Genomic DNA, 19,608 nt, shown 5'->3' with positions numbered 1-19,608 from the left:
CGGACATCCCGGTGACCTCGAGGGCGGGTCGGCGTACATATCCGGCGGACGGACCGCGCCTTTGCCGCGCGAGGTCGCACCGCCGGTTCTGTCGCTCCTTCACGCGTTCGAGTCTTCGGGACCTCAGGGATACGTCTCTCGAAGGAGAACTCCGTGACCACCAAGACCGCAGCCGCGGCAGCACGGGCCACCGTGTACGGCTACCCGCGTCAGGGCCAGAACCGGGAGCTCAAGAAGGCCATCGAGGGGTACTGGAAGGGCCGCGTCACCGCCGACGCCCTGCGTACCACCGCCGCCGAACTGCGCCGTACCAACCGTCAGGAACTGGCGGCGGCCGGTATCGACGAGGTCCCCACCGGTGACTTCTCGAACTACGACCACGTACTGGACACCACCGTCATGGTCGGCGCGATCCCCGAGCGCCACCGCGCCGCCGTCGCGGCCGACGCCTTGGACGGCTACTTCGCGATGGCCCGCGGCACTCAGGACGTGGCGCCGCTGGAGATGACCAAGTGGTTCGACACCAACTACCACTACCTGGTGCCGGAGTTGGGACCGGACACGGTGTTCACGGCCGACTCCACCAAGCAGGTTGCCGAGTTCAAGGAAGCCCTCGCCGAGGGGCTCACCGCCCGGCCGGTCCTGGTGGGCCCGGTCACGTATCTCCTGCTGTCGAAGCCCGCGCCGGGCGTCGGCGTCGACTTCGACCCGCTCACTCTGCTCGACCGGCTGCTGCCGGTATACGCCGAGGTCCTCGCGGACCTGCGCGCGGCCGGTGCCGAGTGGGTGCAGCTCGACGAGCCCGCTCTGGTCCAGGACCGCACCCCGGCCGAGCTGAACGCCGCCGAGCGCGCCTACCGCGACCTCGGCACCGCGACCGACCGGCCCAAGCTGCTGGTGGCCTCCTACTTCGACCGGCTCGGCGACGCTCTGCCGATCCTGGCCAAGGCACCCGTCGACGGTCTCGCCCTCGACTTCACCGGCGCCGCGGCCGCGAACCTCGATGCCCTCGCCGCCGTCGGCGGGCTGCCCGGCAAGCGGCTGATCGCCGGTGTCGTCAACGGCCGCAACATCTGGGTCAACGACCTGGAGAAGTCCCTCGCCACGCTCGGCACCCTCCTCGGCCTTGCCGACCGGGTCGACGTCGCCGCCTCCTGCTCCTTGCTCCACGTCCCCCTGGACGCCGCCCTGGAGAAGGACGTCGACCCGCAGATTCTGCGCTGGCTCTCCTTCGCCCGCCAGAAGACCGCCGAGATCGCCACGCTCGCCAAGGGCCTGGCCCAGGGCACGGACGCGATCGCCACCGAGCTCGCGGTGAACCGTGCCGCGCTCTCCTCGCGCGCCACCTCACCCATCACGCGAGACCCGGGTGTCCGCGCCCGCGCCGCCGCCGTCACCGACGCGGACACCCACCGCGCCCAGCCGTACACCGAGCGGGCCGCCGCCCAGCGCGCCCACCTGGGCCTGCCTCTGCTGCCCACGACCACGATCGGTTCGTTCCCTCAGACCACCGAGCTGCGCACCGCCCGCGCCGACCTGCGGACCGGCCGCATCGACACCGCCGGCTACGAGGAGCGCATCAAGAACGAGATCCGCGACGTCATCTCCTTCCAGGAGAAGACCGGGATCGACGTCCTCGTGCACGGCGAGCCCGAGCGCAACGACATGGTGCAGTACTTCGCCGAGCAGCTCACCGGATACCTCGCCACTCAGCACGGCTGGGTCCAGTCCTACGGCACCCGCTACGTCCGCCCGCCGGTCCTGGCCGGCGACATCTCGCGGCCCGAGCCGATGACGGTGCGCTGGACCTCGTACGCCCAGTCGCTCTCCGACCGCCCGGTCAAGGGCATGCTGACCGGCCCGGTCACCATGCTCGCCTGGTCCTTCGTCCGCGACGACCAGCCGCTCGGCGACACCGCCCGCCAGGTCGCCCTCGCCCTCCGCGACGAGGTCAACGACCTGGAGGCGAACGGCACGTCGGTCATCCAGGTCGACGAACCGGCCCTGCGCGAGACCCTGCCGCTGCGTGCCGCCGACCACGCCGCGTACCTGGACTGGGCCACCGAGGCGTTCCGTCTCTCGACGGCCGGGGTCCGCCCGGAGACCCAGATCCACACGCACATGTGCTACGCGGAGTTCGGTGACATCGTCCAGGCGATCGACGACCTCGACGCCGACGTGATCAGCCTGGAAGCGGCTCGCTCGCACATGCAGGTCGCCCGCGAGCTGGCCGGGCACGGCTACCCGCGCGAGGCGGGCCCGGGGGTCTACGACATCCACTCCCCCCGCGTCCCGAGCCAGGACGAGGCCGCCGCCCTGCTGCGCAAGGGACTTGAGGCCATCCCGGCCGAGCGGCTGTGGGTCAACCCGGACTGCGGTCTGAAGACCCGCGGCTGGCCCGAGACCCGTGCCTCCCTGGAGAACCTGGTCGCCGCGGCCAAGGCCGTGCGGTCGGAGCTCGGCTCGGCCTGATCCACGGCGGTGAGGGTGCCGGGGCTCGCACCACGCCCCGGCACCCTCACCGTTGCGCCCGAGTGGGAGCGCCACGAGAAAAGGGGGCCCTGCCGTGAAACACGAGCCGCGGACCGTCGTCATCGACGGTGAGGAGATGGTCGCCGTACCGGTGGAGCTGTACGAGTCGCTGCTCGCCCTGCGCAGGCAGCTGGGTGCGCAGGGGGCGCGCATGCAGTCGCTGCGGGGAGCTCTCAGCGATGTGGCCGACTTCCTGGAGCGGCTCGACGCAGCTCGGGAACAGGTGTCGGCAGATCCTCCAGTGCCCGGCACCGACCCGGCCGTACGCGACGCCCACGGCTTCGCCGCGGAGCTTCGCCACTACGTCCGACACGCGCGAGCGCTCACCGAGGCCAAGCGAGCGCGAGGCAGTGGAGCACGTCGACGAAAGCCCTCAAGTTAGGGCCACCTAACTTTTGTGCGCGACACAACATCTGGCCTGTCTGAAATCCATCCCGCCTAGATGTAGTGTTGCTCTCGCTGGTGGTTCACCAGGCCGGTTGGTCTGGTGAGGCAAGAGGGAACCCGGTGAGAGACCGGGACTGCCCCGCAGCGGTAAGCGGGAACGACCGCCGTCACACGCACTGGGCCGGGTGAATCCGGGCCTGGGAAGCGACGGCCAGTAGGTGTCCTCCGTCGTCCGGAGGACGGGCCCGCGAGTCCGAAGACCTGCCACCGGCGCGCGCACCGACCGCGGTGCGCGCGCTTCGAGGCCCCGAGGGAGGGCCGCGTGGCTGTGGCTCGGACCGGGGCAGAGGTACGTCGTACCCGCCTGTCCCCCTGATGGCCGCACCCGCCTGCCTTCCTTCCCGTCCTCGGCCGAGAGCGACACGGGAACGAGGAGAGGGAGGCGAGAGACCGTGAGTGGTCTCGTGTATTTCTCCAGCGTCTCGGAGAACACCAAACGCTTCGTGGAGCGCCTGGACCTGCCCGCGACGCGGATCCCCCTGCGCCCCCACCGTGAGGGCATGCCGACCGTCACCGAGCCGTATGTGCTGATCGTGCCGACGTACGGTGGCGGCGAGCGCGCGGGCGCGGTGCCCAAACAGGTGATCCGCTTCCTGAACATCGAGGCCAACCGCGCCCTGCTGCGGGGCGTGATCGCCTCGGGCAACACCAACTTCGGTGCCGACTACTGCCTCGCCGGGCGCGTCATTTCGGCGAAGTGCGGGGTCCCCGAGCTGTACCGATTCGAACTGCTGGGCACGGAACGCGACGTCCGTGCCGTACGAGAGGGGCTGGAGAAGTTTTGGACACGACAGTCGTCGACGAGGCGACCGGAACTAGTGGGGCAGACGGCGTGAGCGCTCCCACCACGACCAGCCAGGTCCCCGCCGCAGCGCAGCGCGAGTCGGTCGGTACGCGCAAGGACTACCACGCACTCAACGCGATGCTGAACATGTACGACTGCGACGGCCGCATCCAGTTCGACAAGGACCGTGAGGCCGTCCGCCAGTACTTCCTCCAGCACGTCAACCCGAACACGGTGACCTTCCCGAGCCTCAAGGAGAAGATCACCTATCTGACCGAGAACGACTACTACGAGGCAGAACCGATCCAGCGCTACGACTGGGACGCCATCGAGGACCTGTACCGGCAGGCGTACGCGCACGAACACCGCTTCCGCACATTCCTCGGCGCCTTCAAGTACTACACGTCGTACACGCTGAAGACCTTCGACGGCAGCCGCTACCTGGAGCGGTACGAGGACCGCGTCGTCTCCACCGCGCTCTACCTGGGGGCCGGGGACGCGGAGTTGGCCTCCCGCCTCGTCGACGAGATGATGACGGGCCGCTTCCAGCCGGCCACGCCCACCTTCCTGAACGCGGGCAAGGCCCAGCGCGGCGAACTGGTCTCCTGCTTCCTGTTGCGCGTCGAGGACAACCTGGAGTCCATCGGACGCGGCATCAACTCCGCGCTCCAACTCTCCAAGCGCGGCGGCGGAGTCGCTCTCCTCCTGACGAACCTGCGCGAGCAGGGGGCCCCCGTCAAGAAGATCGAGAACCAGTCGTCCGGCGTCGTGCCCGTGATGAAGCTCCTGGAGGACTCGTTCTCCTACGCCAACCAGCTCGGCGCACGACAGGGCGCGGGCGCGGTGTACCTGCACGCGCACCACCCGGACATCATGCGGTTCCTGGACACCAAGCGGGAGAACGCGGACGAGAAGATCCGCATCAAGACGCTGTCGCTGGGGGTGGTCGTACCCGACATCACCTTCGAACTCGCCAAGCGCAACGAGGACATGCACCTGTTCTCGCCGTACGACGTCGAGCGCGAGTACGGAAAGCCACTGTCCGACCTCTCGGTCAGCGAGCACTACGACGACCTGGTCGCCAACCCGCGCATCCGCAAGACGACGCTCAGCGCCCGCGAGTTCTTCAAGACGGTCGCGGAGCTGCAGTTCGAGTCCGGCTACCCGTACCTGCTGTTCGAGGACACGGTGAACCGGGCCAACCCGATCCCCGGCTGGATCAACATGTCCAACCTGTGCTCGGAGATCCTCCAGGTCAACACGCCCAGCACGTACGACACGTCGCTCGGCTACGAGACCGTCGGCAAGGACATCTCCTGCAACCTGGGTTCGATGAACATCGCCACCGCGATGGCCTCACCGGACTTCGGAGTGACGGTCGAGGCGGCCGTGCGCGGTCTGACGTCGGTCTCCGACCAGTCCCACATCGACGCGGTGCCCTCGGTGGCGCACGGCAACGACCTGTCCCACGCCATCGGCCTCGGCCAGATGAACCTGCACGGCTACCTCGCCGCGCAGCACATTCACTACGGCAGCGAGGAGGGCGTCGACTTCACGAATATGTACTTCTATGCCGTAGCGTTCCACGCCCTGCGCGCCTCCAACCGGCTGGCCATCGAGCGGGGGACGGCTTTCGACGGCTTCGAGACCACGCGATACGCGGACGGCTCGTACTTCGACAAGTACACCGAGCAGGCGTGGGAGCCGGCCACCGAGCGGGTGCGCGCCCTGTTCGCCGACGCGGGGATCCCCCTTCCCACGCAGGACGACTGGCGTGAGCTGAAGCGTTCGGTCCAGAAGCACGGCATCTACAACCAGTACATCCAGGCGGTGCCGCCGACTGGTTCGATCAGCTACATCAACGACTCGACGGCGTCCATCCACCCGATCGCCTCCAAGGTGGAGATCCGCAAGGAGGGCAAGCTCGGCCGCGTCTACTACCCGGCGCCCGGCATGGACAACGACAACCTGGACTTCTTCCAGGACGCGTACGAGATCGGCTACGAGAAGATCATCGACACGTACGCTGCCGCCACCCAGCACGTCGACCAAGGTCTGAGCTGCACCCTCTTCTTCCGGGACACGGCCACCACCCGTGACCTCAACAAGGCGCAGATCCACGCCTGGCGCAAGGGCATCAAGACGCTCTACTACATCCGGCTGCGCCAGGAGGCCCTGGAAGGCACGGAGATCGAGAACTGCCTGGCCTGCACGCTGTGACGGCCATCCACCCTGCACCTGCCCGCCCTCAGAACGACGCTGCGAAGGCCCGCACATGACCACCATCCACTCCCTGACCGAGCTGTCGGTCACGCCCCCCTCCTACCGTCACGACCCGGCGGCGCGGCTGCGCCCCGTCAACTGGAACCGGGTCACCGACGAGAAGGACCTGGAGGTGTGGAACCGGCTGACCGCGAACTTCTGGCTGCCCGAGAAGGTGCCGCTGTCCAACGACATCACCGCCTGGCAGCAGCGGCTCAGCGCCGAGGAACGCACCCTCACCATGCGGGTGTTCACCGGACTGACCATGCTCGACACCGTGCAGGCCACCGTGGGTGAGATCGTGCAGATCCAGGACGCACGCACCGAGCACGAGGAGGCGGTGTACACCAACATCGCTTTCATGCAGGCTGTGCACGCCCGCAGCTACTCGTCGGTGTTTTCCACGCTGTCCACGACCCCGGAGATCGACGACGCGTACGAGTGGGCCGTCCGCAACGACGTCCTGCAGCAACGCTGCAAGGCGGTCCTCCAGCACTACTACGGCGACGACCCCCTCAAGCGGAAGGTCGCCTCGACACTGCTGTCGTCCCTGCTGCTGTACGCGGGCTTCTACCTGCCGCTGCACTTCTCCACGCACGCCCTGCTGACCAACACCGCGGACATGATCCGTCTGATCCTGCGCGACAAGGCGGTCCACGGCTACTACTCAGGCTATAAGTACCAGCGCGGCCTGGAGAAGCGCACGGCGGCCGAGAAGGAGGCCATGCGCGTCTTCACGCACGAACTCCTCGACGAGCTGTACGAGTTGGAGCTGCATTACTCGGGTGAGCTGTACGAGCCACTCGGACTCATGGAAGACGTCGCGGTCTTCGTGCGATACAACGCCAACAAGGCGCTGATGAACCTCGGTTACCCGGCCCGCTTCGGCGCGGACGAGACCGAGGTCAACCCCGAGATCCTCGCCGCCCTGTCACCCGCTGCGGACGAGAACCACGACTTCTTCTCCGGTTCCGGTTCCAGCTACGTCATGGGCAAGGCCGAGGACACGGACGACGACGATTGGGACTTCTGAAGCCATGTCCATGCCTCCCCACGTGCCCGCCCAGCGGGCTGCCGCGTCCTTCAGCCGGTGTGTCCTCCTCAAACACGGTGAGGTCTTCCTCAAGGGACGCAATCGCGACCGCTTCGAAGAGCGGCTGCACGACAACCTGCGCGTCGCGCTCCGCGGCGTCGGCGGCTCCACCTGGATCAAGTCGGCGCAGAACGTCACAGTTTTGGGCAGCGACGGGCAGGTGCCCCTCGAGGCGCTGGTGGAGCGCGCCGGGCGGGTCGTCGGGTTCAACGTCATCGAACCGGGGGTGCGCGTACCCAGCACCCTGGATGAGGTGACGCGGGCCGGTGTCGCCGCGCTCGAGGAGCTGGCGGCGTCCGGTTCCGTGCGTGACTTCGCGGTACGGGCCCGGCGGCGGGACAAGTCGTTCCCGCTGACCTCGTCGCAGGTGGCAGCGCACGTGGGGGCACGGATCAAGGAGGCGCTGCCGGACATCCCGGTGAACCTCAAGCGCGCCGAGATCCTGCTGAACATCGAGATCGACCGCAAGGAGACCTATCTGACCTGGACGCGGCTGCCGGGCCTGACCGGCCTGCCGGTCGGCTCCAGCGGGCGGGCCCTGGTGCTGCTCTCCGGAGGCTACGACTCCCCCGTCGCCGCCCACCGGGCCATGCGCCGTGGGCTCGCAGTCGACTACGTGCACTTCAACGGGGCGCCGTACACCAATCCCTCGTCCGTCTACAAGGCGTACGCCCTGGCCCGTGAACTCAACCGCTACCAGCCACCCGGCAAGCTGCACGTGATCGCGCTCGGGAAGGCGCAGAAGCAACTCGCCGTCGCGGGGGCGGGGCGGCTGCAGGTGGTCGCGCAACGCAGGCTCATGGCACGCACCGCGTCGGCGCTCGCCCCGCGGCTGGGCGCCGAGGCCCTGGTCACCGGGGACAGCCTCGGCCAGGTGGCCAGCCAGACCCTGGCGAACATGGCGGCGGTGGACGAAGCGGCGTCACTGCCGATCCTGCGGCCGCTGGTCGGCTGGGACAAGCAGGAGATCATCGACGAGGCCCGCCGGATCGGCACCGCCGACATCTCCGTCCTGCCGGACGAGGACTGCTGCCAACTGCTCGCGCCGCCGCGCGTCAGCACGCGAGCCGGGCTGCCGCAACTGCGCGCCGTGGAAAGGCGGATCGACTTCGACGAGGTGGTGGAGTCGCTCCTCGAACACGTCCAGGCGATGGAGACCGGAGCGGACCCGGCACCCGAGGAGCCCCACTGCGCCGCCCCGGCGCCGGCATCGGCATGACCGCGTGCCGCGCCGGTGACGGGCGCGCGTCAGTGACCCGACATCGCGGCCGTACGAGGTCGTCGGTGGCCTCGCGCCTCCGCCTGGCGCAGGGCCGAGCCGACGCGTACGGCGTCCGCCGAGGCGGCCACGTCGTGCACGCGCACGGCCCAGGCCCCTCGGGCCGCCGCCAGCGCGGACACCGCTGCGGTTGCGGTGTCGCGGGCACGGGCCGGGCGGGGCGCACCGGTCACCGGGTCGGCGAGCAGCGTGCCGAGGAACCGCTTACGGGAGGCTCCCACCAGGACAGGGAAGCCCAAACGGGCCAGTTCGTCGACGCCGGCGAGCAACTCCCAGTCGTCGTCACGGTCCTTGGCGAATCCGAGCCCTGGGTCGACGATGATCTGCCCGGGGTCGACGCCGGCAGACACCACCGTGTCGATCTGCCGGTCCAGCTCGCGGACGACGTCCGCCCGTACGTCCGCGTAGTCGGCCAGTCCGTCCATGGCGTCCGCATGGCCGCGCCAGTGCATGACCACGAACGGGACACCACTGCGGGCGGCGACCTCGGCCATGCCGGGATCCGCGAGACCGCCGCTCACGTCGTTGATCAGACAGGCCCCCGCCTCCACCGCCGCCCGCGCCACCGAGGCACACATGGTGTCGACGCTCACCAGGGCTCCGCCCGCGACCAGACCACGCACCACGGGCAGCACGCGCCTCAGCTCCTCCTCACGCGGGATCCGCGAGGCACCGGGACGCGTGGACTCCCCTCCGACGTCGATCAGATCCGCGCCCTCGGCGACGAGTTCCAGGCCGTGCGCGACCGCGCGTCCCGGATCGAGCCACAGGCCGCCGTCGGAGAACGAGTCCGGTGTCACATTGACGATTCCCATGACGCCGCAGCGGTCCCAGGACAGCGCCACGGAAGAAGGAGTGGTGTACGCGCTCATGAGGAAATGATGACCGATCTGCATTCACGCTGTACAGCGGGGTCCGGAAATTCATGACCGCACTGTCGAAGCTCGTATCAACAAGTGGACTGCCTTCATGCGGAGTTCACCGACTGGGTAGGCTTCCATCATGGCTCTCGGTACCCCAAGCACACGGTCGGACAGTGCGCAGTCCATTCGCGATCTCCTCTCCCAGGGGGATCGCTCCTACTCGTTCGAGTTCATGCCTCCGCGCACCCCGGAGGCTGAGGCCGGCCTATGGAAAGCCATCCGCAAACTGGAAGCTCTCTCACCCACTTTCGTTTCGGTGACCTATGGCGCCGGCGGATCCACGCGAGGCCGCACCATCAACGTCACGGGTCGTATCGCGCAAGAGACGACCCTCACTCCCGTGGCTCATCTGACCGCCGTCGACCACAGTGTCGCTGAACTGCGCAACATCCTCGGACACTACGCTGACCAGGGAGTTCGCAATATTCTGGCCCTGCGGGGCGACCCGCCGGGCGATCCCCTCGGCGCCTGGACGAGGCACCCCGAGGGCGTGGACCATGCGGCGGAACTGGTCGGCCTGATCAAGGAATCGGGCGACTTCTGCGTCGGGGTCGCGGCATTTCCCGAAATGCATCCGCGGTCACGTGATCTCGCCAGCGACATAAGGCACTTCGTCGACAAGTGCCGGGCCGGCGCCGACTACGCCATCACGCAGATGTTCTTCGACGTGGACGCGTATCTGCGATTTCGTGACCGTGTCGCCGCTGCCGGATGCGACACACCCGTCATCCCCGAGATCATGCCGGTCACGACACTGCGTTCACTGCGGCGGATCCCCGATCTCTCCACGGCCGCTTTCCCGAGCGGACTGGCCGAACGTATGCTCGCCGCGGAGAACGATCCGGCCTCCGTACGCGCCCTGGGAATTGAGCACGCCACCGAAATGTGCCGCCGTCTCATCACGGAGGACGCGCCGGGACTGCATTTCATGACGATGAACTTCTCGACCGTGACGACGGAGATCTATCAGAATCTGGGGCTTGCGACCTGACAGGACCGGGAGCGGGATTGCGCATCGAGCACGGAGGCTGACCCGCCGCACGATCTGCGAGCAAGGACGAAGACACCGATTTCGCGAAAAACACCAGGTCAGTTGGGTTATCATGGTGGGCGCACCACGGTCGGCCGGACACCGGAAAATGATTCATCCGTCCGCGGTATTCCGAAAGGACATGAACGGTGTACTGCCCCTTCTGCAGACTCCCCGACAGCCGCGTCATCGACAGTCGGTCCACTGATGACGGCACCTCGATCCGCCGGCGGCGCCAGTGCCCCCACTGCCAGCGGCGGTTCACCACGGTGGAGACGTACTCCCTCCTCGTGGTGAAGCGCAGCGGAGTGACCGAGCCGTTCAGCCGCACCAAGATCGTCAGCAGCGTCCGCAAGGCGTGCCAGGGCCGCCCCATCACGGAGGACATGCTGGACCGACTCGGCCAGCAGGTGGAGGAGAACCTGCGGGCCGCGGGAAGCGCTCAACTCAGCACCCACGAAGTGGGGTTGGCGGTGCTCGAACCGCTCAGTGAGCTGGATCCGGTGGCCTACATGCGCTTCGCCTCCGTCTATCGCGCCTTCGAGTCGCTCACGGACTTCGAGGGCGCTATGGCCGAACTACGGGCCAAGTGCGGCGAGTCGGCGGGCTGATCTGCCTCGGCCGACGCGGGTGACTCCCCGCGCCGGCCGGTGGCCGCGTCACCTGGTCACCTGGTCACCTGGTCACCTGTGACGGAACGACGGTGGGCGTTTCTCCACGAAGGCGCCCATCCCCTCCTTCTGGTCCTCGGCCGCGAACACGGCGTGGAACAAACGCCTCTCGAACCGCACGCCTTCGGCGAGCGTCGTCTCGAAGGCCCGGGAGACCGCCTCCTTCGCCATCATGGCGACCGGCAGGGACATCTCTGCGATCGTCTCGGCGGCCTTCAACGCCTCGGCCCGCAGTTCATCGGCGGGGACGACACGCGAGACCAGTCCGGCCCGCTCGGCCTCGACCGCGTCCATGGTACGACCGGTCAGGCACATCTCCATCGCCTTGGCCTTGCCGACGGCGCGGGTCAGGCGCTGCGAGCCGCCGATGCCCGGGATGACACCGAGCTTGATCTCGGGCTGGCCGAAGACCGCGGTGTCGGCGGCGAGCAGGACGTCGCACAGCATGGCCAGTTCGCAGCCGCCTCCGAGGGCATACCCGGCGACGGCGGCGACCGTGGGAGTGCGCAGGTTCCCCAGCCGGTCCCAGGCGGCGAACCAGTCGTCGAGATACATGTCGATGGACGCGCGCGGCCGCATCTCTTTGATGTCGGCACCCGCCGCGAACGCTCGGTCCGTGCCGGTGATCACGATGCAGCCGCAGCCAGGGTCCCGGTCGAGCGCCTCGCTCGCGGCGACGACCTCCTCCATCACCTTGAGGTTGAGAGCGTTGAGGACCTCGGGCCGGTTGAGGGTGAGCAGCGCGGTGCGGCCCTCGCGTTCGACGAGGATCGTCTCGTACGCGGTCGTGGTCGGGTCAGCCTTCATCGGTGGCCTCCGTCGCCGCCGTCGTGGTCCCGGATGGCCCGGACGATGCCGGAGAAGTCCTCGGTGGTGCCGACACGTTCCGCGTAGGCGGTGTACAACTCCGCCGCACGGAGACCGAGTTCGGCGTTCACCGAACCGCTTCGTACGGCATTGGCCGCGAGGCCGAGATCCTTCGCCATGAGCGCGGCGGCGAAACCAGGCCGGTAATCGTGGTTGGCGGGGCTCCCCGGAACCGGTCCGGGCACGGGGCAGTTGACGCTGAGTGCCCAGCACTGACCGGATGCGGTCGAGGCCACGTCGTACAGGGCCTGGTGGGACAGGCCGAGGCTCTCGCCGAGGACGAACGCCTCACTCACGGCGATCATCGAGACGCCGAGGATCATGTTGTTGCAGATCTTGGCGGCCTGTCCGGCTCCGGGGCCGCCGCACAGCACCGCCTTCTTGCCCATGGCGTCGAGGAGCGGGCGCGCCGAGTCGAACTCCTCCTCTCCCCCGCCCGCCATGAAGGTGAGGGTAGCGGCTTCGGCACCGACCACACCGCCCGACACCGGGGCGTCGAGGGAGCACATGCCCGCGTCGGCGGCCCGTGCGTGCGCGGTGCGGGCGTCGGCGACGTCGATGGTGGAGCAGTCGAGGAAGAGCGTGCCTGGGCGGGCGACGGTGAGCAGTTCGTCGTAGACGCCGAGCACGTGACGGCCGGCGGGCAGCATCGTGAGCACGACGTCCGCCTCGGTCACGGCGTCGGTGGCACGGGGGACGGCCTCCACGCCTGCTTTCACTGCGGCATCGACCGCGGTCGGAGCCAGGTCGTGGCCGAGCACCCTGTGCCCGGCGCGGACGAGGTTGACCGCCATGGGGCCACCCATGTGTCCGAGTCCGATGAACGCGATGGTGCGGGTCACCAGGCCACCTCCTTGGTGTGGTCGAGTTTTGCGGCGAGACCCAGATCGCACTCGCCGAGCGGTGCGAAGAACCGCTCGACGTCCTCGTCCGTCACCTCCGCCAGCGTGCCGGGGCTCCACTTCGGGTGCCGGTCCTTGTCGATGACCTGGGCGCGGATTCCCTCGGCCAGGTCGGGGTGGGCGAGCGCCGCGCAGGAGATCCTGTATTCCTGGTCAAGCACGCTCTCCAACGGGCCGAGGGCACGGGCCCGGCGCAGGGCGCGCAGGGTCACCTTGAGCGCGGTGGGCGACTTGGCGAGGAGGGTCCCGGCCGCTTCCCGCGCCTCCGGTTCGTCCCGCGCGAGCAGCCGGTTCACGATCTCCTCGACGGTGTCCGCGGCGTAGCATGTGTCGATCCAGGGTCGGGCGACCGCCAACTCGCCTTCCGGGGCGTCCTGTACGTGCCGGGCGAGCACATCGCGCACGGGGACACCGGAGAGTTCCCCCACGAGGTCGGGGAGCGCCGCCGACGGAACGTAGTGATCGGCGAGGCCGCACAGGAGCGCGTCGCCGGGACCGGCCTGCGCACCGGTCAGAGCCAGATGCGTACCGAGCTCACCGGGCGCGAGCGCGAGCAGGTACGTCCCGCCGACGTCCGGGACGAATCCGACCCCGGTCTCCGGCATCGCGACGCGGGAACGTTCGGTGACGACACGGGTGTCGGCGTGGGCCGACACCCCGACGCCGCCGCCCATCACGAGGCCGTCCATCAGGGCGACGCACGGCTTGAGGTAGCGGGCGATCCGGGCGTTGAGCCGGTACTCGTCGCGCCAGAAGGCGGCAGTGGCGCTGCCGTCGCCACCGCCGGTCACGTCGTCGTGGATGGCCCGGATGTCACCGCCCGCGCACAGGCCGCGCGCACCGGCGCCGCTGATCACGACGGTCTCGACGGCGCCGTCGTGCTCCCACGAGGTGAGCGCCACGTCGATGCAGCGGACCATGTCGTGGGTGAGGGCGTTGAGCGCCTGCGGGCGGTTGAGCGTGATGTGTGCGGCGCGCCCTTCGACGTGCAGCAGGACGGATTCGTCGGTGCCGGTCACCGGAAGGCCTCCGTCAGTCCGCGGGCGACGATGACGCGCATGATCTCGTTGGTTCCTTCCAGGATCTGGTGGACCCTCAGGTCGCGGACGATCTTCTCGATGCCGTAGTCGCTCAAGTAGCCATAACCGCCGTGCAGTTGGAGCGCACTGTCGGCGACCGAGTAGCCGGTGTCGGTCGCGAACCGCTTCGCCATGGCGCACAGGTACGGCGCCTGAGAGTCGCCGCGGTCCAGGGCATGGGCGGCCTGGTGCACCAATGCGCGGGCGGCGTTCAGTTCGGTGGCCATGTCGGCGAGGCGGAAGCGCAGTGCGTCGGCGTCGAGGAGGCGGCGGCCGAAGGCTTCCCGGCCGGCGAGGTGGGTCAGGCTCCGGTGCAGCGCGGTACGGGCCCCACCGAGGGAGCAGGCGGCGATGCCGAGCCGGCCGCCGTTGAGTCCGTTCATGGCGATGCGGAACCCCTGGCCCTCGCCACCCAGGAGGCGATCGGCGGGCACCCGCACTCCGTCGAGGACGACCTGCCGGGTGGGCTGTGCGTTCCAGCCCATCTTGCGTTCGTCCGGGCCGAAGGAGAGGCCGGGGTCATCCTTGTCGACGACGAAGGCGGAGATCCCGTCCGCGCCTTCGGCTCCGGTACGGGCCATCACCACGTACAGCTGAGAGGCCCCGGCGCCGGAGATGAACTGTTTGACGCCGGTCAGCAGCCAGGTGTCGCCGTCACGGACGGCGCGTGCGGTGAGCGCGGCGGCGTCCGATCCCGCGCCCGGTTCGGTGAGGCAGTAACTGGCCAGGTCGTCCATGGCGCACAGGCGTGGCAGCCAGCGAGCGCGCTGGCCGCTGTCGCCGTAGCGGTCGATCATCCACGCGACCATGTTGTGGATGCTCAGGTAGCCGGCGATGGAGGGACAGCCGGAGGCGAGGGTCTCGAGGACGAGGACGCCGTCGGTGCGGCTGAGTGCCGAGCCTCCCGCGTCCTCGCCGACGTAGATGCCGCCGAAGCCGAGCCCGGCGGCCTTGCGCAGAACGTCGACGGGGAAGTGCTTGTCCCGGTCCCAGTCGAGCGCATGCGGTGTGATGTGGTCCTCGGTGAAGTCCAAGGTCGCTTCGACCAGAGCCTGTTGGTCCTGGGTGAGCGAGGTGTGCGTCTCCACCGTGCGCGTGGTGCTCATGGTGATCATCCCATCGTCGGGATCGTGAAGCTGGCGCCCTCGCGCAGGCCGGCGGGCCAGCGAGACGTCACGGTCTTCGTGCGGGTGTAGAAGCGGATGGCGTCGGGTCCGTGCTGGTTGAGATCGCCGAACCCTGACGCCTTCCAACCACCAAAGGTGTGGTAGGCAACGGGGACCGGAATGGGTACGTTGACGCCGACCATGCCGGTGTTCACGCGTCGGGTGAAATCCCTGGCCGTGTCGCCGTCGCGGGTGAAGATCGCGACTCCGTTGCCGTACGTGTGCTCGCTGGGCAGCCGCAGCGCCTCCTCGTAGTCGGCGGCGCGTACGACGGACAGGACGGGGCCGAAGATCTCCTCCTGGTAGATCCGCATGGCCGGAGTCACGTGGTCGAAGAGGCTGGCGCCAGCGAAGAAGCCTCCCTCGTGTCCGTGGAGGGTGAAGTCCCGCCCGTCGACGACCAGTTCGGCTCCGTCCTTCACGCCGAGGTCCACGTACCCCCGTACCCGCTCCAGCGCTTCGCGACAGACGAGGGGGCCGAAGTCGGCTTCCGGGTCGTCGCTGCGGCCGATACGCAGCGATCCGATCCGGTCCTTGAGGCGGGCCACCAGCGCGTCGGCGGTGTCCGCGCCCACGGGTACGGCGACGGAGACGGCCATGCACCGCTCACCGGCCGATCCGTAGCCCGCGCCGAGCAAGGCGTCCACGGCCTGGTCGAGGTCGGCGTCGGGCATCACGATCATGTGGTTCTTGGCACCACCGAAGCACTGGGCGCGCTTGCCGTGGGCGGCCGCGGTGGCGTAGACGTGAGCGGCGACGGGGGTGGAGCCGACGAAGCCCAGAGCCTGGACCCGAGGGTCCGTCAGGAGGGTGTCGACCGCATCCTTGCCGCCGTTGACGACGTTGAGGACGCCGGGCGGCAGTCCGGCTTCCAGGAAGAGTTCGGCGAGCCGCAGCGGGACCGAGGGGTCGCGCTCGGACGGCTTGAGGATGAAGGCATTGCCGCAGGCCAGGGCCGGGGCCGCCTTCCACAGCGGGATCATGGCGGGGAAGTTGAAGGGCGTGATGCCCGCGACGACGCCGAGCGGGGAGCGCAGCGAGTGGACGTCGATCCCGCTGCCGGCGTTGTCGGTGAACTCGCCCTTGAGCAGATGCGGGATCCCGGCCGCGAACTCGACGACTTCCAGACCGCGTTGAATGTCGCCGTGTGCGTCGGCGACGGTCTTGCCGTGCTCGGACGACAGGAGCCGGGCCAGGGCGTCCTTCTCCCGGTCTACGAGCGTGAGGAACTTGAGCAGGACGCGGGCGCGCCGCTGCGGGTTCCACTCTCCCCACGCCTCCTGTGCGCGGACGGCGTCCGCGATCGCGGCCTCGGTCTCGGCCGGGTTCGCGAGGGGGACGCGGGCCTGGACCTGTCCGGTGTTCGGGTCGTACACGTCGCCGTAGGAGCCCGAGGTTCCCTCGGTGTGCCTGCCGCCGACGAAGTGAGTCAACTCGCGCACAGGTGCGCGGTCTTGTGTGCGGACCATGAGTGCCTGCTCTCGTCAGGTGATACGGATGGCGCGCGGCACCGGCGCGCCGGCACATGGTGGTGTGCGCGGGCGCGCGGAGGTTCGCGCGAGATCACGTGTGGCGCGGCCGTCGCGACGCCCAGGAGATTCCAGGTGACGTCAGAGGACGCCTGGGCACTCCCGGAGAGACCGGTCAAGAGACGGCCGGAGCCGGGGGATCCTGGGCGCGGCCGGGCCGGGCGGGCGGGCTCGCCGGAAGGGAACGCACACCGGTGCCATGCGTGTCAGCTCCATCCTCGTGGAAAACACGGAACATTCCGCGGCCGGTATCCTGACTCCCGGATCAGCGCGCACCGTCCGCCTTCCCGGCGTCCGAAGACGTCAGTGGCGTATCGCTCGACGGCGAACTCCCCGGTCACAGTGGCGGGACCGTGCCGGACTCACACCGGCTTCCCTGCACCGCGGACCTATCCCCTCGACTATATAGTTGGACGTCCTAGTAAATCCAGCCCTGCACACCGGCCGCTCCGCCGAACGATTGGCGTGCCCGCATGTCTGATCCTGAGATCCCCGTCCACCGGTCCGCCCGTGTCGTGCTCATCGATGACGCGGGCCGTGTCCTGTTGTTCGAATCCCTGACAGACCCACCCTGGCGACCCCGCCGCCGGACACGTGTGGGGCACACCTGGTGGGGGCGTCCGCGACGAGGAGACCCTCGCGGCGGCGGCCGCGCGCGAACTGCACGAAGAGACCGGGCTGTTGGTGGCCGCGACGTCGCTCGGGCCGCCCATGGCCCACACGTCCGGGTACGCGGATCCGGGCTGGGCCCAGGGCCTCTTCGAGGACATCTTCTTCCTGTGCCGGGTCACGTCGCACGACATCGACACCAGCGGCCAGGAGGACCAGGAACGAAGGCACCACGCGGGGCACCGCTGGTGGAGCCCACAGGAGCTGGCCGCCACGCGCGAAACCGTTCACCCGCTGGGACTTGCCGAGCTGGTGACACGGCGTGTGTCAGGAGACGTTCCCGCCACTCCTGTCCGTCTCCCCTGGCACCACTGACGTGGCTCCCCGCGCCGGACCTTCCGTGATCCGCAGCAGATACGTGTCCATGATCCAGCCGTGCCGCTCGCGGGCCTCGGCGCGGACCTGCCGGATGCGGTCGGAGACCTCGTGGAGCGGCCCTGCGACGAGGAGTTCGTCCGGGGTGCCGAGGTAGGCGCCCCAGTAGATCCATACGCCGTCGCCCTCGACCTGGGTGAACGACTCATGGGCGTCGAGCATGACGACGATGTCGCCGTCGTCGTTCTGGCCGACGTCGGTGAGGCGGCGGGCCGGGGTGATGTGCACCGGGCGGCCCACCTGGTTGAGCGGGATGCGGTGACGGGCGGTCAGGGAGGCGACACTTGTGATGCCGGGAATCACCTCGACGCTCACGGAGAGCGCGCCGCGGTCCTCGATGTCTCCGAGGATGCCGAGCGTGCTGTCGTACAGGGACGGGTCGCCCCAGACGAGGAAGGCTCCCGTCTCGCCGGCAGCCATCTCCTGGCGCATCGCCCGCTCGAAGACCTCGCCGCGCCGCCCGCGCCAGTCCTGGACGGCCGCCGTGTAGTCGGAGCGGTCCATCGGGCGCCGGTGGCGGCTGGGATCCTCGACCTCGACCACGCGGTACGGGCCCTGCGCGTGCTCCTCGATCATCTGGTGGCGCAGGTCCGTCAGGGACGCTTTGCGCGGTCCCTTGCCGACGATGAAGAAGACGTCTGCACTACGGATCGCCTTCACGGCCTGAAGAGTCAGATGGTCTGGGTCGCCGGCCCCGATGCCGATGACGAGGATCGCGCGCTGTTCCGTACTCATGCGGACAGTCTTCCAGGGGGGCCACTCAGCGGGAACCGCCCCGTCCCGCTCGTGGGGACTATTGGGGAACCGCCCGCTGCTGGTGCCCGTCGTACGAGGCCAGCGGCCTGATGAGGGCGTTGTGCGCGAGCTGTTCCGTGATGTGCGCGGTCCAGCCGGTGATGCGGCTCATCACGAAGATCGGGGTGAAGACGGGGATGTCGAAGCCCATGAGGTGGTAGGCAAGGCCGGCCGGATAGTCCAGGTTCGGGTGGATGCCCTTGGACGAGATCATCACGTGCCGCAGGGCTGCCTGCAGGGTCGCCAGGCGGGTCGTCTCCGGGTCGGCGGCGCGGGCGACGAGGCGGTCGAGGGCCTCCTGCATGATCGGGACGCGGGAGTCGCCGTGCTTGTAGACGCGGTGGCCGAAACCCATGATCTTGCGGTCGGCCGCGAGCGCGTCGCGCAGCCACCGCTCGGCGTCCTGCGGGTCCCCGATCTCGTTCAGCATGTGCATCACGGCCTCGTTCGCACCGCCGTGCAGCGGTCCTTTGAGCGCTCCGATCGCGGCGGTCACCGCGCTGTACAGGTCGGAGAGGGTCGAGGTGACGACACGGGCGGTGAACGTCGAGGCGTTGAAGCTGTGCTCGGCGTAGAGGACGAGGGAGATCTCGAAGCAGCGGACGACGGACGGGTCCGGGACGGTGCCGAAGCACATGTGGAAGAAGTTCTCGGCATAGCCGAGGTCCGGGTCCGGTGCGATGGGGGCCAGTCCCCGGCGGCGGCGCTGGTCGGCGGCGACCACGGTCGGCAGCTTGGCGAGGAGTGCCAGGGACTTGGCGCGGTTGGCGGCGGGGCTGTCGTCCTCCTCGGACGGGTCCTCGGCGCCGAAGAAGCTCACGGCGGTGCGCAGGACGTCCATGGGGTGACAGGTCTCCGGCAACCGGCCGAGGAGTTCGGCGGTCGTGCGGTCGAGTGGGCGCAGGGCGCGCTCGCGGGCCTGGAACTCGCGCAGCTGGGCGGAGTCGGGAAGCTCACCGTGCCACAGGAGGTACGCGACCTCCTCGAAGGAGCAACGGGCGGCCAGGTCCTGGACGGGGTAGCCGCGGTAGGTGAGGGAGTTCGTCTCCTGGATGACGGTGGAGATCTCGGTGGTGTCGACGACGACACCGGCGAGACCGCGGTGGATCTCGGGGGCACTGGTGGTCATGGCGGTCCTCCGGTATGTACGGACGTCAAGAGCCGGGCGGGGAAGGTGGGGAACGACGGTGTCTGGCCAGGGCGCG

The 19,608-nt window shown here is 69.0% G+C and carries 17 protein-coding genes and 2 riboswitches; of the genes, 9 read left to right on the top strand and 8 right to left on the bottom strand.

The features are described 5' to 3' along the window. The first annotated feature begins 153 nt into the window (after positions 1-153). The 6 genes from metE (at position 154) to thiI (ending at position 8,337) form a co-directional block, all read left to right on the top strand. Positions 154-2,472, top strand: coding sequence for a 5-methyltetrahydropteroyltriglutamate--homocysteine S-methyltransferase (metE, locus tag ACZ67T_RS32490; protein ID WP_469988711.1), 2,319 nt, complete (start codon positions 154-156; stop codon positions 2,470-2,472). Positions 2,473-2,566: 94 nt separating this feature from the next. Continuing rightward, complete coding sequence (locus ACZ67T_RS32485; protein WP_469988709.1) at positions 2,567-2,914, top strand: hypothetical protein; 348 nt, start codon at positions 2,567-2,569, stop codon at positions 2,912-2,914. Between the two features lie 64 nt (positions 2,915-2,978). Further along, a riboswitch (cobalamin riboswitch) is annotated at positions 2,979-3,202 on the top strand. A 169-nt stretch (positions 3,203-3,371) separates the two neighbouring features. Then, the gene (gene nrdI, locus ACZ67T_RS32480) at positions 3,372-3,815 is read left to right on the top strand and encodes a class Ib ribonucleoside-diphosphate reductase assembly flavoprotein NrdI (protein ID WP_469988707.1); all 444 of its coding nucleotides are present in this window, start codon (positions 3,372-3,374) and stop codon (positions 3,813-3,815) included. Continuing rightward, the gene (gene nrdE / locus ACZ67T_RS32475; protein WP_469988705.1) at positions 3,812-5,983 is read left to right on the top strand and encodes a class 1b ribonucleoside-diphosphate reductase subunit alpha; all 2,172 of its coding nucleotides are present in this window, start codon (positions 3,812-3,814) and stop codon (positions 5,981-5,983) included. The genes nrdI and nrdE overlap by 4 nt, the downstream gene beginning before the upstream one ends. Positions 5,984-6,038: 55 nt before the next feature. Next, positions 6,039-7,058 (top strand): class 1b ribonucleoside-diphosphate reductase subunit beta, encoded by a 1,020-nt coding sequence (gene nrdF, locus ACZ67T_RS32470; RefSeq protein WP_469988704.1) that lies wholly within the window; start codon positions 6,039-6,041, stop codon positions 7,056-7,058. Positions 7,059-7,062: 4 nt separating this feature from the next. Next, the gene (gene thiI, locus ACZ67T_RS32465) at positions 7,063-8,337 is read left to right on the top strand and encodes a tRNA uracil 4-sulfurtransferase ThiI (protein WP_469988702.1); all 1,275 of its coding nucleotides are present in this window, start codon (positions 7,063-7,065) and stop codon (positions 8,335-8,337) included. A 29-nt stretch (positions 8,338-8,366) separates the two neighbouring features. Here thiI and folP read toward each other — a convergent pair whose 3' ends face one another. Continuing rightward, positions 8,367-9,269: a dihydropteroate synthase gene (folP, locus tag ACZ67T_RS32460; RefSeq protein ID WP_469988701.1), complete on the bottom strand. Its 903-nt coding sequence runs from the start codon at positions 9,267-9,269 to the stop codon at positions 8,367-8,369. 130 nt (positions 9,270-9,399) lie between these two features. Here folP and metF point away from each other — a divergent pair, with 130 nt between their 5' ends. Together metF and nrdR are read left to right on the top strand one after the other, a co-directional pair. Continuing rightward, positions 9,400-10,311 (top strand): methylenetetrahydrofolate reductase [NAD(P)H], encoded by a 912-nt coding sequence (gene metF, locus ACZ67T_RS32455; protein ID WP_469988699.1) that lies wholly within the window; start codon positions 9,400-9,402, stop codon positions 10,309-10,311. 188 nt (positions 10,312-10,499) lie between these two features. Beyond that, positions 10,500-10,961 (top strand): transcriptional regulator NrdR, encoded by a 462-nt coding sequence (gene nrdR, locus ACZ67T_RS32450; protein ID WP_469988697.1) that lies wholly within the window; start codon positions 10,500-10,502, stop codon positions 10,959-10,961. A 72-nt stretch (positions 10,962-11,033) separates the two neighbouring features. Here nrdR and ACZ67T_RS32445 read toward each other — a convergent pair whose 3' ends face one another. From ACZ67T_RS32445 to ACZ67T_RS32425, 5 genes are read right to left on the bottom strand one after another with little or no spacing between them, the layout of a single operon-like run. Then, positions 11,034-11,828 (bottom strand): enoyl-CoA hydratase, encoded by a 795-nt coding sequence (locus tag ACZ67T_RS32445; RefSeq protein ID WP_469988695.1) that lies wholly within the window; start codon positions 11,826-11,828, stop codon positions 11,034-11,036. Further along, positions 11,825-12,781: a 3-hydroxyisobutyrate dehydrogenase gene (gene mmsB, locus ACZ67T_RS32440; RefSeq protein ID WP_469988693.1), complete on the bottom strand. Its 957-nt coding sequence runs from the start codon at positions 12,779-12,781 to the stop codon at positions 11,825-11,827. The genes ACZ67T_RS32445 and mmsB overlap by 4 nt, the downstream gene beginning before the upstream one ends. Continuing rightward, on the bottom strand, positions 12,727-13,809 hold the full coding sequence (locus ACZ67T_RS32435) for an enoyl-CoA hydratase/isomerase family protein (RefSeq protein WP_469988691.1): 1,083 nt from the start codon (positions 13,807-13,809) through the stop codon (positions 12,727-12,729). Before ACZ67T_RS32435 ends, mmsB begins: the two co-directional genes overlap by 55 nt. Further along, the gene (locus tag ACZ67T_RS32430) at positions 13,806-14,975 is read right to left on the bottom strand and encodes an acyl-CoA dehydrogenase family protein (RefSeq protein ID WP_469988690.1); all 1,170 of its coding nucleotides are present in this window, start codon (positions 14,973-14,975) and stop codon (positions 13,806-13,808) included. The genes ACZ67T_RS32435 and ACZ67T_RS32430 overlap by 4 nt, the downstream gene beginning before the upstream one ends. 5 nt (positions 14,976-14,980) lie before the next feature. Further along, entirely contained in the window at positions 14,981-16,504 is a 1,524-nt protein-coding gene (locus tag ACZ67T_RS32425) for a CoA-acylating methylmalonate-semialdehyde dehydrogenase (protein ID WP_469988688.1), read from the bottom strand. 286 nt (positions 16,505-16,790) lie between these two features. After that, positions 16,791-16,965, bottom strand: a riboswitch (cobalamin riboswitch). 193 nt (positions 16,966-17,158) lie between these two features. Here ACZ67T_RS32425 and ACZ67T_RS32420 point away from each other — a divergent pair. Next, the gene (locus ACZ67T_RS32420; RefSeq protein ID WP_469988686.1) at positions 17,159-17,548 is read left to right on the top strand and encodes an NUDIX hydrolase; all 390 of its coding nucleotides are present in this window, start codon (positions 17,159-17,161) and stop codon (positions 17,546-17,548) included. On the opposite strand, the gene cobF is transcribed toward ACZ67T_RS32420, so the two are convergent. After that, entirely contained in the window at positions 17,501-18,343 is an 843-nt protein-coding gene (gene cobF / locus ACZ67T_RS32415; protein ID WP_469988684.1) for a precorrin-6A synthase (deacetylating), read from the bottom strand. The genes ACZ67T_RS32420 and cobF overlap by 48 nt on opposite strands. A 58-nt stretch (positions 18,344-18,401) precedes the next feature. After that, entirely contained in the window at positions 18,402-19,532 is a 1,131-nt protein-coding gene (locus ACZ67T_RS32410; RefSeq protein WP_469988683.1) for a bifunctional 2-methylcitrate synthase/citrate synthase, read from the bottom strand. Between the last annotated feature and the right edge of the window lie 76 nt (positions 19,533-19,608).

The organism is Streptomyces sp. NPDC107517, assembly GCF_055582645.1.
The sequence above is the reverse complement of the archived record's forward strand: the minus strand, read 5'-3'. Positions and strand labels throughout refer to the sequence as shown.